The sequence below is a fragment of the Catenulispora sp. GAS73 genome, assembly GCF_041262085.1.
Classification (GTDB): Bacteria; Actinomycetota; Actinomycetes; order Streptomycetales; family Catenulisporaceae; genus Catenulispora.
This window is the reverse complement of sequence record NZ_JBGCCM010000008.1, coordinates 19,189-33,374: the sequence shown is the minus strand read 5'-3', so window position 1 is coordinate 33,374 and position 14,186 is coordinate 19,189. Positions and strand designations below refer to the sequence as shown.

Annotated in this window: 9 protein-coding genes and 1 pseudogene; 8 read left to right on the top strand and 2 right to left on the bottom strand. The window is 70.5% G+C overall.

What is annotated here, in order from left to right:
* Nucleotides 1-87: 87 nt before the first annotated feature.
* The 7 genes and pseudogenes from ABH935_RS13720 (at nt 88) to fxsT (ending at nt 10,731) form a co-directional block, all read left to right on the top strand.
* Nucleotides 88-1,032 carry a hypothetical protein gene (locus tag ABH935_RS13720; RefSeq protein ID WP_370378249.1) on the top strand — a complete coding sequence of 315 codons (945 nt, stop codon included), beginning with the start codon at nt 88-90 and terminating at the stop codon, nt 1,030-1,032.
* 16 nt (nt 1,033-1,048) lie between these two features.
* Nucleotides 1,049-1,672, top strand: a pseudogene (locus tag ABH935_RS13715) (HAD family hydrolase); the annotation flags it as partial.
* A gap of 136 nt (nt 1,673-1,808) precedes the next feature.
* On the top strand, nt 1,809-2,561 hold the full coding sequence (locus tag ABH935_RS13710) for a hypothetical protein (RefSeq protein WP_370378248.1): 753 nt from the start codon (nt 1,809-1,811) through the stop codon (nt 2,559-2,561).
* 322 nt (nt 2,562-2,883) lie between these two features.
* Complete coding sequence (locus ABH935_RS13705; RefSeq protein ID WP_370378247.1) at nt 2,884-3,081, top strand: hypothetical protein; 198 nt, start codon at nt 2,884-2,886, stop codon at nt 3,079-3,081.
* Nucleotides 3,082-3,095: 14 nt separating this feature from the next.
* The gene (locus ABH935_RS13700) at nt 3,096-5,471 is read left to right on the top strand and encodes an FxsB family cyclophane-forming radical SAM/SPASM peptide maturase (protein ID WP_370378246.1); all 2,376 of its coding nucleotides are present in this window, start codon (nt 3,096-3,098) and stop codon (nt 5,469-5,471) included.
* Nucleotides 5,472-5,585: 114 nt separating this feature from the next.
* Complete coding sequence (locus tag ABH935_RS13695; RefSeq protein WP_370378245.1) at nt 5,586-6,758, top strand: TIR-like protein FxsC; 1,173 nt, start codon at nt 5,586-5,588, stop codon at nt 6,756-6,758.
* On the top strand, nt 6,748-10,731 hold the full coding sequence (fxsT, locus tag ABH935_RS13690) for an FxSxx-COOH system tetratricopeptide repeat protein (protein ID WP_370378244.1): 3,984 nt from the start codon (nt 6,748-6,750) through the stop codon (nt 10,729-10,731). The genes ABH935_RS13695 and fxsT overlap by 11 nt, the downstream gene beginning before the upstream one ends.
* A gap of 396 nt (nt 10,732-11,127) precedes the next feature.
* On the opposite strand, the gene ABH935_RS13685 is transcribed toward fxsT, so the two are convergent.
* Nucleotides 11,128-12,027 carry an alpha/beta fold hydrolase gene (locus ABH935_RS13685; RefSeq protein WP_370378243.1) on the bottom strand — a complete coding sequence of 300 codons (900 nt, stop codon included), beginning with the start codon at nt 12,025-12,027 and terminating at the stop codon, nt 11,128-11,130.
* A 97-nt stretch (nt 12,028-12,124) separates the two neighbouring features.
* Between ABH935_RS13685 and ABH935_RS13680 the strand changes: the two genes are divergently transcribed.
* Entirely contained in the window at nt 12,125-12,847 is a 723-nt protein-coding gene (locus tag ABH935_RS13680) for a hypothetical protein (RefSeq protein WP_370378242.1), read from the top strand.
* A 101-nt stretch (nt 12,848-12,948) separates the two neighbouring features.
* Here ABH935_RS13680 and ABH935_RS13675 read toward each other — a convergent pair whose 3' ends face one another.
* Complete coding sequence (locus ABH935_RS13675; protein WP_370378241.1) at nt 12,949-14,148, bottom strand: ATP-grasp domain-containing protein; 1,200 nt, start codon at nt 14,146-14,148, stop codon at nt 12,949-12,951.
* Nucleotides 14,149-14,186 lie beyond the last annotated feature (38 nt).

The window sequence follows — 14,186 nt, the reverse complement described above, 5'->3', positions numbered from 1 at the left end:
ACCACGATATGTGTTTCAGCTACGGTGGCCTGGCGGCGTTCACACCGCAGGACGGATATCGGACATTAGCGGACGGAAAAGGACGGTATGGGTCAGAGGGGCCGCCCCCGGGGCAGGCAGGAACAGGCGCCGCGCAAGTCCCGGCACATCGGCGCGTGGGTGGTGACCGTGCTGCTGGTGGGCGTGCTCGGCGCCGGAGGGCTCTTCGTGTACCGCGCCTTCACCGGCGGGCTCTCCTCGGAGAACTGCACCGCCACCGGCGCGGACGGCCAGTCCTCGCAGATCTCCAACGAGCGGATGGCGAACGCGGCGACCATCGCCGCGGTGGCGCGGGCCAAGAGCCTGCCGGAGCGCGCGACGATAATCGCTCTGGCCACGGCCGAGCAGGAGTCGAAGATCCAGAACCTGACCGGCGGCGACCGCGACTCGCTCGGGCTGTTCCAGCAGCGGCCTTCGCAGGGCTGGGGCACCAAGGACCAGATCATGGACCCGGTCTACTCCACAGGGCAGTTCTTCCACGCGCTGCTGAACGTGAACAACTGGGAGAGCATCTCCGTCGGCAAGGCCGCGCAGGACGTGCAGCGCAGCGCGGACGCCTCCGGCGAGTCCTACGGGCAGTGGGAGGAGATGGCCACGGTCCTGGCCACCTCGCTGGACGCCAAGTCCGGAACCTCGCTGACCTGCAGCTACAACGATCCGAAGGCCGCCGCCGAGACCCCGGGCTCGAACGGCCTGACGCCGCGCGCCACGGCCGTGGGCCAGGCGCTGGTGAAGCAGTTCAGTGCGAACGGCGCCGGGTCGGCGCCTCAGTACTCGCACACCGGCGACGGCCTGACGCTGCGGATAGGGTCCAGCAACGGGCTCTTCGACCCGCACGTGGTCGCCGACTGGGCGGTCGCCTCGGCGAAGAATCTGACGGTGGACAAGGTGCAGTACGCGGACCAGGTGTGGACGCGTTCCTCCGGAAAGTGGAAGTCGGCCTCCCCGGTGGCCGCCGGGACGGTCGAGGTCTCGGTGGTGAAGGGCGGCTGAGGCCTGGCACGCTGGGGCGATGACATGGATCGTGTTCGATTACGGCGAGGTCATCGCCCAGCGGCCGACGCCGGAGGCCTTCGCGCGGCTGGCTGAGTCCGTGGGGGCTCCGGCCGCGGATTTCCTGGACGGCTACTGGCGGTTTCGCGACAAGTTCGACCGCGGCATGGACGCCCTGGAGTACTGGCAGGCGGTCGGCGACCGGGCCGGGGTCGAGGTCGGGCCGGCCGAGGCCGAGCAGCTGACCGCCGCCGACGTCGAGCTGTGGAACACCCTCGACCCGCGGTCGGTGGCTCTGCTGGCGGAACTCGCCGCGACCGGGCGGCGGCTGGCGCTGTTGTCGAACGCCCCGATCGCGCACGGCACGGCTTTCCGGTCCCGGGAGTGGGCCGCGCCGTTCGAGCACTTCGTGATCTCCGGCGAGGCGGGAATCGCCAAGCCGGATCCGGCGATCTGGCGGACCCTGCTGGACCGGCTCGGCGCGCCGGCCGGAGAAGTGCTCTTCCTGGACGACCGCGAGGTGAATGTCGCCGCGGCGAAGGATGCCGGGATCAAAGCTTTCGTGTTCACCGGTGCCGACGACGCCCGGCGGCACATCGAGGAATTCGACGAAGAATTCCACTCTCCGACCGGGTTCTGATATCCGACGACCCGATCATTGTCGGCAGATATTACATTCCCTTTACTCCCATCAGCGTTTCCCGGAGCGGGGTTCATCCGTTGGGCAGGGAGCTGTCGCGTCGACGTGGCAGCCCCGATCCTAGGAGAACCAGGCAATGAGCACCTTGAGCACCACGGTCCGGCGCGGCCTGGTCGTCACGGCGGCCGCGATGGCCGCCGGTCCCGTCGTCGGCGGCGTCGCCTCCGCGGCGACCGGACCGACGACCAGCGCCCCGCTGGACGCCGCGCCGATCTCGACCGCTGCCGCAGACGCCTCCCAGTTGGCCACAGCGCCGCTGCCGGTGACCCGCTCGGCCCTGCCGCTGGCCGGCGGGCTCGGCTCGATCATGCCGCTGAACGGCGGCCTGGCCGCCCCGGTCGGCGGCCTCACCGGCGGCCTCCCGCTGAGCAACCTGGCCGGCGGTCTGCCGGTGAGCGGCCTGGCCGGCCAGCTGCCGGTGGTCGGGCCGATGGCCCAGAACCTGCCGGTGGTCGGCCAGCTGACCGGCGACCCGGCGCCGACCTCGCCGAACGCCGCCGCGGTCGGCGAGCAGGCGGCCTCGGACCTGAAGGCGTCCTTCCCGCCCCCGCACATGCCGACCCCGCCGGCGCTGATGACGCCGGCGCACGCCGGCACCCGCAGCCGGACCGTCTCGCCGGTGGCGCCCGCGGTCACCGCCCCGGCCACCGCGCCGGTCGGCGGCTACGCGATCCCGGCCGCGCCGGCCCAGCCCGCCGCGGCCGCACCCCAGCCGCAAAGCTCGCTGCCGCTCATGGGCCAGCTGCCGACCGGCAACCTGCCGGTGGTCGGCGGGCTGACCTCGGGTCTGCCGGTGGGCAGCCTGACCGGGCTGCTCGGTCACTTCTAAGCCGGATCCGGGCCGATTCCCGGTCCGCTCCGGCCGACGGCGGTGATCGGCGCGGCGAAAGCCGCAGCGACTTCTGAAAGCCTTCCCTAAGACCCCTGGCATGCGCAGAGCGTGCCAGGGGTCTTTCGCGCGCCGGCGGTGCGGCCATACGGGGGATTTCCGCCTGTCCGCTTGATCGGCGCGCTCTGATGTCACATAACCTGATGACAAGAGGAATCCCTCCTAGGAGCGATTATCCGCAACTCTTCGCATGCCGGCGCCGCGAAGGCGCAATGAATCGCCATGCCTGACAACGTGTGAACCGCCCCACCGGGAGCCACGGATGAAGCACCGCCACGGCAAGACGACAGGTGTCAGCTCGGGTCTGGTGGACCTGGCCGAGCAGTCCCTGGCCGACGTCTCGCGCTCGGTCTCGGCCGGCGAGGTGCGGTCCGAGGACGTCGACCGGCGGATCAGCCCGCCGCCCGACGGGGGGACCGCGACGGTGCCGGTGGCCGCGTCGTTCAACTCGGCCGTGTGACGGAGGGCGGCGCCATGGTGTCCGCGCCCGCGTTCCGGCAGTTCGTGCTGAAGGTCGCGAGCCGCTGCGACCTGGCTTGCGACCACTGTTACGTGTACGAGGCCGCCGACACCTCGTGGCGTCGCAAACCGCGGTTCATGTCCGAACAGACTGTGCGTCGCACTGCCGAGCGGATCGCCGAGCACGCTGCCGCGCATCGGCTTCCTACTGTCGCCTTAGTCCTGCACGGCGGAGAGCCCCTGCTCTTAGGACCGGCACGTATGCGGGAAACGCTAAGGACGCTGCGCGAGGTCATCGAGAGCGCGGGTTGTGCAGTAGATCTGCGTCTCCACACCAATGGGGTTCGGCTCACCGACGAATACTGCGAGCTGTTCCGCGAGCACCACGTCCGCGTCGGCGTGTCCCTGGACGGTGACCGTGCCGCGACCGACCTGCACCGGCGGTTCGCCAACGGAGCGTCCAGTCATATGCAGGCACTGCGCGCGGTATCGCTATTGCGCGACGACTACCCGGACATCTACGCGGGAGTCCTGTGCACCATCGACGTCCGCAACGATCCGGTGGCCGTCTATGAGGCGGTCCGTGATGCTGGTCCGCCGCGCGCCGATTTCCTTCTCCCCCACGCCACGCATAGTGATCAGCCACGGAGAGCGGATCCCAGCCGGGCCGAATACGCGGACTGGATGCTCGCGGTGTTCGACCGCTGGGATGACGAGGGCCGTCCGTTCCCGATTCGCTCGTTCACCTCTGTCCTGGACGCGTTCCGCGGCCTGCCGAGCGGAACCGAATCCCTGGGCCTGAGCCCGGTCGACCTTGTGGTCGTGGAAGCCGACGGGGCGCTGGAACAGACGGACTCGCTGAAGGCGGCGTATGACGGTGCGCCTGATACGGGCTTCACTGTCGCCGAGCACTCTTTCGACGAGGCTTCCGCGCATCCCGGCTTCGAGGCGCGGCGTCACGGTTTGGCGGATCTGTGCCAGACCTGCCGACAGTGTCCTGTGGTCGCCGTGTGCGGGGGCGGACTGCGCACACATCGCTATAGCGCTCCCTCTCAGACGGCTCCGCAAGCCGACCCCTTCAACAACCCGAGTGTCTACTGTCGCGATCTCAAGGAGCTCATCTTGGGGATCAGGACCCGGACCCAGGCATCCGTCGTCGCGCGGGTCCCCGCGCAGCGAGCCCTTGGGCTGCCGGCGGATGTGCTGCATCAGCTGGCGCACGGATACGGCGACGCTAAAGCGATCGCCCACCTGAATCGCTTCCAGCGCTCACTGCGCATACTGCTGCTCGCCAAGGTGTTCGCCGCAGCGGACGGCGCCAGCGGAGCACGGCAGGAACTCGTGGACGCCGCGGTCGCCACGCTGACGACGCTCGACGCCGGCCACAAGAACGCCCTGCACGAGGTTCTCGGGCATCCCTACACGTCGGTCTGGGCTCTGCGCTGCCTGGACGACGCGCAATCCGGCCGGGCCGATCCCGAGGACTTCGCCCACCTGGCCGCGCTGGCCGCCGCGACCGCCGTTCGCGCGGGTGTCGACGCGGAGGTCGAGGTGCCGGTCCGGCGGGGCGCTGTGTACCTCCCCACGCTCGGTCGCCTGGTGGTCGGCGCCGACGCGGGCCGGTCCGTCAGGCTGCGGATCTCCGGCGGCGAGTGCGACGTGTTCGGTATGCAGGGGTGGCAGGGCGTCCGACGCGTGGCCCTTTCCATGTTCTCCGGAGGCGGTATCGCTTTGGAGGACACGGACCCGTTTCGCCGGTGTCATCACTGGGAGGTCGCGCAGCGGCTGCCCGATACCGAGGCGGCTGCATGGATGCGCACCGTCCCCGCGGCGTGGGACCTTCTCGCGCGGGACCACCACTCCTACGCTCCGGGCATCGCCGCCGGGCTGTCGACGATCGTGCCGTTGGCTCCGTCGTTGTCCGGCCGGGCCGTCAGTTCCACCGCGCGCCGCGCTTATGGAGCGATTGGTGCGGCCCTGCCTGTACTGCGCACGGATGCCACTGATCGGTCCGCCTCCGCATTGGCGCTCCTGATAATCCATGAGTTCCAGCACGTAAAGCTTGGCGCGGTCCTGGACATGGCAGACCTGCACGATCCGCACGACACCCGTCTGTTCGAGGCGCCGTGGCGGCAGGACCCGCGTCCGCTGGAGGGGCTTCTGCAGGGGACGTACGCGCATATCGGCGTCACCGACTTCTGGCGGGTCCGCCGGTTCACCGCGCCGAACGCCGAGCAGCGCGCGCACGCGGAGGCGGAATTCGCACTCTGGTTCGGGCACACTCTGCGCGCCACGCACGTCCTGGCCGACTCCGGCTCCCTGACTCCGCTCGGCCTGCGGTTCGTGGACGCGCTGCGAACCACGCTGGAAGCTTGGACGTCCAAGGTCTGACCGCGACACGCAACGTTGACGCCACCGATTACCCCGCGCAATCCTTCAAGAGACGCAGTGTGAGAAATCAAGCAGTGAAGGTCACGGGGTGACCCGCCGGGTGCAAGGGGGCGGATGGCTGTGCCGAGTCGGACGCCGAAGGGCGCCGAACACGGGTCGGCCCCGGTCTTCTTCCTCAGCTATGCCAGGCACCACCGCGCCCCCGAGGACAAGTCGGGAACGGCCGAGGACCCGGACCGCTGGACGCTGCGGTTCTTCGACGACCTGACGTTCGAGGTCGCGGAGCTCACCGCGCTCCCCCGGCACGCCCGACCCGGGTTCATGGACCGCGAGCTGCGGGTCGGCCAGGAGTGGCCGCGGCGGATCTCCGAGGCGCTGGCGGCGTGCCGGGTGTTCGTGCCGCTCTATACGCCGCGCTACTTCACGTCCCTGAGCTGTGCCAGCGAGTGGTACCTGTTCCAGGCCCGGCAGAGCGCGCACGAGCTGAACTCCGGCACCCGGCCCGAGGCGATCATCCCGGTGTTGTGGCTGCCGATGCCGGACACCGAACTCCCGCCCGCCGCGCAGGCACTGCAGTTCGACCACCACACACTCGGGGAGGCGTACGCGCGCCTGGGCTTCTTACAGTTGATTCGGCTGGCGCGCTTCAAGGACGAGTACCAGTTAGCGATCCACGCGCTGGCGCGGGAGGTCGTGCGGGTCGCGCTGAGCGGCGCGCCACAGGCGGCGCAGCCGGTGGACTTCACGTGGCTGCGCGGCCGCTTCGAGAGCGCCGAGGGGCTCTTCGAGGCGGCCCGGGAGTTGGTGCGGCGGGTCGGGGGCCGCACGGCGCTGTCGCTGCCGGGGCGGCGGCCGCTCGCGTTACCGGCCGGGACGGCGGCCGTGGACAAGCTCGCCGCCCCGCTCACAGACCGGCTCTCGGGTCCGCTCTCGGACTCGCTCACGGACTCACTCACGGACTCGCCCGCCGAACCTGTTCCTGCGCCTGTACCTGGTCGCGCGCCCGATCATCCCGAGGGCCCGCGCGGCTCGGCGGACGAGGCCGTGGCCGCCTACGTCCGCGCCGTACAGGCGAAACTCACCGAGTGGTTCGCCGGCCGGCCCCACCAGATCGCGTCCTCAGACTTCGACGACTTCTACTTCCGAGAGGTGCATCCCGCCGCCAAAGCGGCACTGGTGCGCCACCTGACACCCCACGCACCGGACGGACCCTCCGCGCGGCCGCCACGTCTCCGCTCACTGCCCACCGCAGAGCGACCGCAAGGAGAAGCGCCCGATGTCCTCTGACCCGGACGGCACCGTCATCACCTTCTACTCCTACAAAGGCGGCACCGGCCGCACCATGGCCATGGCGAACGTGGCGTGGATCCTGGCCGCGAACGGCCGGCGGGTGCTGGCCGTGGACTGGGACCTGGACTCGCCGGGGCTGCACCGCTTCTACCACCCGTTCCTGCCGCCCTCGGCGTTACAGTCCGCCGGCGGGGTCATCGACCTGATCGTCGACTACGCGTGGCAGGTGCACCAGCACCGGGAGGACCGGCCGACGGACTGGCACCGGCAGGCGGCGGAAGTGGCCCGGCACACTGTGGCCATCGACTGGCCGTTCCCCGGCGTCGGGACTCTGGACTTCCTTCCGGCGGGCCGCCAGAACCGCGACTACGCCTCGGCCATGGCGCCGCGCGGCTGGGACGACTTCTACGAAGAGATGGGTGGCGGGCTGTTCTTCCAGGCGATGCGCGAGGGGATGAAGGCGGCGTACGACTACGTCCTCATCGACAGCCGCACGGGGCTGTCGGACATCGCCGACATCTGCACGCTCCAGCTGCCCGACGTCCTCGTGGACTGCTTCGCGCTCAGCGACCAGAACATCGACGGGGCGCTCGGTGTGGCGCGCCGGGTGCGGGAACACTGTCTGGACCGGCCTATACGGATCCTGCCTGTGCCTATGCGGGTGGACGAGGCGGAGAAGGCGAAAGCGGACGCCGGGCGCGCGGTGGTGGCGTCCCGGTTCGGCGGGTTCCCGGCCGGCATGGACGACGAGCGCCGGACGCAGTACTGGGCCTCTGTAGAGATCCCCTATAGGCCCTTCTATGCCTATGAAGAGACCCTTGCGGTCTTCGGGGATACTCCAGGCCTGCCGACCTCGCTGCTGGCCGCCTTCGAGCGGTTGACCGCTGAGATCACTATGGGCAGGGTCACTGGTCTTCCCGCTATGGAGGAGAACCGACGGCAGCGGATTCTGGAGGGGTTCACCAGGCGACAGACTACGAAGGTCCGTCCGTTGATCCACTACGTCGCCGAAGATCGTATGTGGGCCGACTGGGTCCGAGAGATCCTGGCGCAAGTGGAGGTTCCTGCGGATCTTGTGGGAGTGGGAATCGCTATAGCGAATTCCGACACAGCGTCCCCTGTAGAAGAACCTGCAGAGCCTGAAGGGGACCGACAGGTACTCGCCATTGCGTCGCACGCGTATCTGCGTTCTGCCGAGGTGCACGCCGACTTACGTCGCCTTGGCGCAGCAGCACTGTCGACCGAGGGACGCTCGCCACGACGGATCACCGCAGTTCGCGTGGCAGACGTCCGGTTGCCGGCGCAGTACCAGGCCAACTCGCCGATCGACCTGGCGCGGCTCAGTGAGCCGGAAGCTGTGGAGACGCTGCTGCGCGCTGTGGACCGGAACGCTTATGCGCAGTGGCGCGCTCGCTCTCCCGACGCGCTGCCTTCCGCTCGCGCGCACGGCCCACGCTTCCCCGGCGTCGATCCACGTGTCTGGAACCTGCGCGGCCGCAACGCCACCTTCACCGGGCGCGACGACGTCCTGGAGCATGTCCGCGACCGGCTGCTGCACGGCTCGGCAGCCGGTTCCGCACCGCCTCAGGCGCTGCACGGGTTGGGCGGCGTCGGCAAGACCCAGGTCGCGCTGGAATACGCGCACCGGTTCAAGGGCGACTACGACCTGGTGTGGTGGCTGTCGGCGGATCAGCCGGAGCTGATCCCCACCGAGCTGGCCCGCCTGGCCCGGCCGCTGGGCCTCGGCCCGCGCGCGGACAGCGGCATCGCCGAGACCGCGGCGGCGGTCCTGGAGGCGCTGCGGCGCGGGGATCCGGTGCGCCGCTGGCTGCTGGTCTACGACAACGCCGACGAGCCCGGCGCGGTGCGGCCGTACCTGCCGGAGAGCCGGCACGGGCACGTGTTGATCACGTCGCGGAACCCGGCGTGGGCGCAGGAGGCGGCACCGCTGGAAGTCGAGGTGTTCACCCGCGCCGAAAGCGTGGAACACCTGCGACGCCGGGTCCCGGGACTGGCGGTGGAGGACGCCGGCGCCTTGGCCGTCGCCCTCGGCGACCTGCCGCTCGCCATCGAGCAGGCAGCGGCGTGGCTCACCGAGACCGGCACACCGGTCGGCGAGTACCTCGCGGAACTTCAGCGGCAGGCATCGGCGGTGCTGGCACTGAACCAGCCCGGCGACTACCCGGTCCCCGTGGCCACGACGTGGACGATCTCGTTCGAGGCGCTGCGCGACCGCTCCCCGGCGGCCGTACGCCTGTTACAGCTGTGCTCCTTCCTGGCGCCGGAGCCGGTGTCGATGTCCTTGCTGCGCTCGGACGAGATGATCCAGGCCCTGATCCCCTACGACGAGGCGCTGCGCGACCGGATGATGATCGGACGAGTCGTGCGCGAAGTCGGGCGCTTCGCGCTGGCCCGCGTCGACGCCGCGTCGAACACGCTGCAGGTGCACCGTCTGGTGCAGTCGGTCATCCGCGCGCAGATGAGCGAGGAGGAGCAGGAGCAGGCGTGTCACGAGGTGCACCGCGTGCTGGTCGGTGCCCGGCCCCGCACCGGGGACACCGACGATCCCGAGAACTGGCCGCGCTACGACCAGATCTGGGCGCACCTGGGGCCGAGCCGCGCACGGCTGTGCGCCGAGGGCGAGACGCTGCAACTGCTGATCGACCGGGTGCGGTATCTCTGGAAGCGCGGGGAGTTGGGGGCGGCCTTAGCATTCGCCGAAGAGGTGGCCGCCGTCTGGATCTCGCGAGGGCGTCCGCCGGACAAGGACCCGGATTTGCTGTCGTTGCGGTTCCATACGGCGAACGTCCTGTGGTCGATGGGGCGCTTCGAGGAGGCGCGTGGGATCAACGCGGAGGTGCTGCGGGCGCAGGCTGCCGCATTGGGCAACGACCACCGGCACACGCTGATGACCGCCGGCGGCCTCGCCGCGGCACTGCGCGGGCTGGGGCGGTTCGACGAGGCGTTGGCTCTGGATGAGCAGACGTATGCGCGGTTCGCAGAGAACTTCGGAGTGGACTTCCCGCAGGCGCTGTCCTCGGCGAACAACCTGGCGATCTCCTATCGGCTGGTCGGGGACTTCTCCCGAGCGGCCGAGATCGATCGGGAGGTGTTCGCGCGCCGGCGCGACGTCCTGGGGACGGGGCACCCGTACACCCTGAGCTCGGCCGGCTCCCTCGCCCGGGACATGATCGACGCCGGCCGCTTCGCGGAGGCGGTGGAACTGCTGCGGGCGACGTTGGAGACCTACCGCGACATCCTGGGCGACGACTTCGCGGAGACGCTCCGGACGGCGAAGAGCCTGGCGGTCGCGCTGCGCAAGTGCGGGCGGCTCGAAGAAGCCCAAGAGTTGACAGAGGCGACGTATGAGCGCTATCTGCAGCGGTTCGGCGCACGCCACCCCGACACCCGGGCCTGCGCCCTGAACCGAGCCGCAGACCTGGCGGCCCAGGACCGGGACGCGGAGGCGGTGGCGATCAGCACGGACTGCCTGGCCCTCTACGAGGCGGAGTTGGGCGAACGCCACCCCTACACGCTCGTAGCGGTGAACAACCTGGCGGTCTACGAACGCGCGGCAGGCAACGTGGCACGCGCCCGAACGCACGCCGAGCGAACCCTGACAGGCTTCGACACAGCACTCGGCGCAGCGCACCCCTTCACCCTCGCCGCAGCGGGCAACCTCGCGAACTGCTTAGCGGACGACGGAGAACTCGCGGCAGCGCTGTCCCTGGAGGAACGAGTCCTGGCAGGTTCGCGCGACCGCCTCGGCGACGGGCACGTCTACACGCTCACCGCGGAGGCGAACCACGCAGCAACCCTGCGCGCAACCGGCCGCGCCGCCGAAGCCGAGATGACGACGGCACGGTGCCTCGACCGCCTCGGAGCCGCGCTCGGCGAAGGCCATCCGGTGTGCACGCGGGTGCGGGGCGGGGCTCGGGTGGGGCGGGATCTGGAGGCTGCGGCTTACTGAGGCTGGCGCTCGCAAGAACCGCGGTCGCCAAATCACCCGCACACCGACACACAGACACATGGAAAACCTCGCACACCAGCCCACCAACACACCGGCTCACCGGCTCACCGACACACGGAAACCCCGCACACCAACCCGCTAAGGCCGCGGCGCGCCAGAGCGCCTACTCACTAACGCGCCAACTCGCCAAAGCCCCGGTGCACCAGCGCGGCAATGCGGCCGATCTGCGCGGCCGAATCGCCCGCACACCAACGCACCAAAGCCCCCACTCACTAATCGCTAATGCCGCAGTGCGCCAATGCGGCCCAGGCACCCACGCACCAACCCGCCAATGCCCCGGCTCGCCTCCGCACCAAGACACCAACCGCCACCGCACCGCCGCCCCCACCGTCCGTCCTACCCCCCAAGCGCGACCGCCGCGTCCCACGACACCCGCGCGCCCGACCACACGATCACCTGGGGCATCCGCAGCAGGGCGCTGAAATGCGATGCGCGCGGTTCCAGGTCGACCGTCGCGCGGGGGATGCGTTCTCCCAGCCATGTCGTGTGGCTGGCTGGGGAGAAGCGGTCTTCGGCGCCGTGCCATAGGTAGACCGGTGCGTGGATGTCCGCCGGGTCGAAGCCCCAGGGGGCTGCTAGGGCTAGGGCGTCGTCGTACCAGCCGTCCGCGGAGCGCGCGACTGCTGCGGCGTAGGCCGCGACGAGTTCGTGGCGGATGTTCGCTTGGCGGATTACTGCTCGGTCCGCGGGTTCCAGGCCTTCGTCGATGTTCGCCAGGAGGCTTGTGGGGTCTGCTCGGATGCGGGCTGCGCGGTCGTCGAGGGTGCGGCGGAGGGCTTCGGGGTTCGTGAGGGCTTGGGTGTAGGCCTCGACGTTGCCGGGTGTCATGCCGGCGAACCAGGCGGTGCCCATCGCGTCGCGGGGGGCGAGGGCGACCATCGCCGCGGCCTTCGTCACGCGCTCGGGGAGGAGTGCCGCGCACGCCAGGGCGTGGGGGGCGCCGCCGGAGCGGCCCAGGACGGCGAAGTGTTCGACGCCCAGGGCGTCCGCGACTGTGCGGGCGTCCTCGGCCACCGATGCGACGGTGCGGCCCGGCTGGCGGTCCGACTCGCCGAAGCCGGGGCGGTCGAAGGTCAGGAGCCGGATGCCGGAGGCGTGCAGGGTCATCGGGCGCGGGACGGGCCCGAGTCTGCTGCCGGGGGTGCCGTGGAACAGCATCACCGGTGCCCCGTGGGGGTCGCCGCGCTGGGAGACTGCGAGACGGCGGCCGTCCGGGGTGCGGACTGTGCGGATCATGGCTCTCCTCCGTTGGGCGGCTACCCGGCGGATCCGCGCCGGAAACCGCCGCCTCCGGCGCGCCAGGGGGCGGACGGAGGCGGGGTAATGTCGGGGCATGCCGCTGTTCGGGGCGCGCCCGCCGGTCGAGGACCGGGAGCGCCAGTGGATCGAGAAGATGCTGGGTTGGTGCGTCGAGCAGTTCGGGCGCGCTGCGGTGGAGGCGGAGGTGCTCACACCCACACCTTCGTTCTTCCCCGGGAGTTATCGGGGCACTCCGGACGATGTGCTCGGCATCGTCGACCTCGTCCGCGCCCACCTGCGTATCGATCCGGCGGAGATCGCGGTCGCCCTGTACGACGGCCGGCCCCCGGCGCAGCCCGCCCCCGGCGGCGGCATCGTCGGATCCAAGAGCGTCGCCGGCCACTACAGCGTCCGCGAAGGGCTCGGAGTCATCGCGATAGGGATGGACAACGCCCCCGACCCCCGCCGGGTCGTGGCGGTCGCAGCCCACGAACTGTGCCATCACAAACTGCTCTACCGAGGGCTGTCCAGCTCGGACGAAGGCGACCACGAGCCCTTGACCGACCTGGCCACGGTGTTCTTCGGCCTCGGGGTCTTCACCGCCAACGCCGCCTTCACGTTCTCGCAGGGCCGGGGCGGGTGGCGCCGCCAGCAGCTCGGCTACATCAACCAGCCGATGTTCGGCTACGCGCTGGCCCGGGTCGCGTGGATGCGCGGGGACCGGGATCCCGCGTGGGCGCGGTATCTGGACACGAACCCGCGCGGATACTACAAGCAGGCGATGCGGTACTTCGAGAAGGAGCCGCCGGCCGCCTGAGGGTCCCGCGGTGGTCGGCGTCCGGACCGCACAGGTCGCGCAGGCCGGACGCCGGACGTCAGGAGCACGTCAGGAGCACGCCAGAAGACGGGCTCAGCCGCTCACTCCGGCCCCGTGACGACCTCGATCAGCGCGGCGGCCGCCATGGCCAGGCGCAGCGCCTCGGCCGGCGTGTCCGCGGTCACCGCGGCGAACGCGGGCCGGTCGCCGGAGCTGCGCAGCTCGTTGAGCCGGTCGCCCACCTCCACGATGGTGTCGGCGTAGAAGACCCCCTCGGCCTCGCGGGCCGCCTCCAGCCCACGGATCTCGGTGACCATGCCCGGCAGGGCGACGCTGTAGTGGATCGACGCGGCGCGCTTGGCCTGGGTCGGCAGCTCGACCGAGATCTCCCGGCCGGCCAGGATGTCGATGTAGGCGTGCAGGATGTCGACCGGGTAAGCCTGGCGGATCATGTCGAGGATCCCGTCCCCGGCACCACGCCCGGCGCACTCCACCAGGTGCGGAACCCCGTCGGCGACGATCCACTCGCAGTGGACGATCCCGTCGGCGAAGCCCACCGCCTCGACCACCCGGCCGGTCTGCCGCACCAGCAGGTCGGTCAGCTCCGGGGCGATGTCCGCGGGGATCACGTGGCCCTTCTCCACCGGCCGCGGTCCGGGATACAGGATCTTGCCGGTGACGTTGGCGAACACGCCCTCGCCGCCCCGCACGAGCATCTCGACGCTGAGCTCGTCGCCGGCCACGAACCGCTCGGCCAGCATGCGCGCGCTGGGCCCCAGCGACGCGTCGTCCTCGTCGCGCAGTCCCTGCCAGGCGTCGTCGATCTCGGCGGGATCGTGGACCACGAGCGTGGCCACCGAGCCCTGCCCGGCGCCCGGCTTGATCACGATCGGGCCGGTCCCGGCCGCCATGAACGCCCGCGCCTGCGCGGCGTCGGCCACCACGGCCGACTCCGGGTTCGGTATCCCCGCGGCCCGGGTGATCCCGCGCAGCCGGTACTTGTCCCGCAGCGCCTCCGCCGCGCCGAGGCCCGCGCCGGGCAGGCCGTAGCGCTCGGCCAGGCGGGCCGCGAACAGGACCCCGGCCTCAGTCACCGGGACGACCGCAACCGGGTCCAGGTCGCGGTGCGCGAGGAAGAACTCGTCGGCCTTGCCCGGCTGCTCGTGGTCCCACTCGACGACCTCGCGGACCAGCGGCGACCAGCTGACGGACGCCTGAGCGTCGCGTTTGCGCGCATACTCCTGCTCCTCGACGACGATCACCGATTTCGCCGGGAGCACTTCGCCGTAGGCGAACAGCATGATGGCGCTGAAACCGCAGAAGATGACAGGTCTGACTG

Coding starts and splice junctions, on each gene's coding strand:
- ABH935_RS13680 (WP_370378242.1), top strand. CDS start 12,125: ATGCCGCTGTTCGGGGCGCGCCCGCCGGTCGAGGACCGGGAGCGCCAG.
- ABH935_RS13675 (WP_370378241.1), bottom strand. CDS start 14,148: ATGCTGTTCGCCTACGGCGAAGTGCTCCCGGCGAAATCGGTGATCGTC.
- ABH935_RS13685 (WP_370378243.1), bottom strand. CDS start 12,027: ATGATCCGCACAGTCCGCACCCCGGACGGCCGCCGTCTCGCAGTCTCC.
- fxsT (WP_370378244.1), top strand. CDS start 6,748: ATGTCCTCTGACCCGGACGGCACCGTCATCACCTTCTACTCCTACAAA.
- ABH935_RS13700 (WP_370378246.1), top strand. CDS start 3,096: ATGGTGTCCGCGCCCGCGTTCCGGCAGTTCGTGCTGAAGGTCGCGAGC.
- ABH935_RS13720 (WP_370378249.1), top strand. CDS start 88: ATGGGTCAGAGGGGCCGCCCCCGGGGCAGGCAGGAACAGGCGCCGCGC.
- ABH935_RS13695 (WP_370378245.1), top strand. CDS start 5,586: ATGGCTGTGCCGAGTCGGACGCCGAAGGGCGCCGAACACGGGTCGGCC.
- ABH935_RS13710 (WP_370378248.1), top strand. CDS start 1,809: ATGAGCACCTTGAGCACCACGGTCCGGCGCGGCCTGGTCGTCACGGCG.
- ABH935_RS13705 (WP_370378247.1), top strand. CDS start 2,884: ATGAAGCACCGCCACGGCAAGACGACAGGTGTCAGCTCGGGTCTGGTG.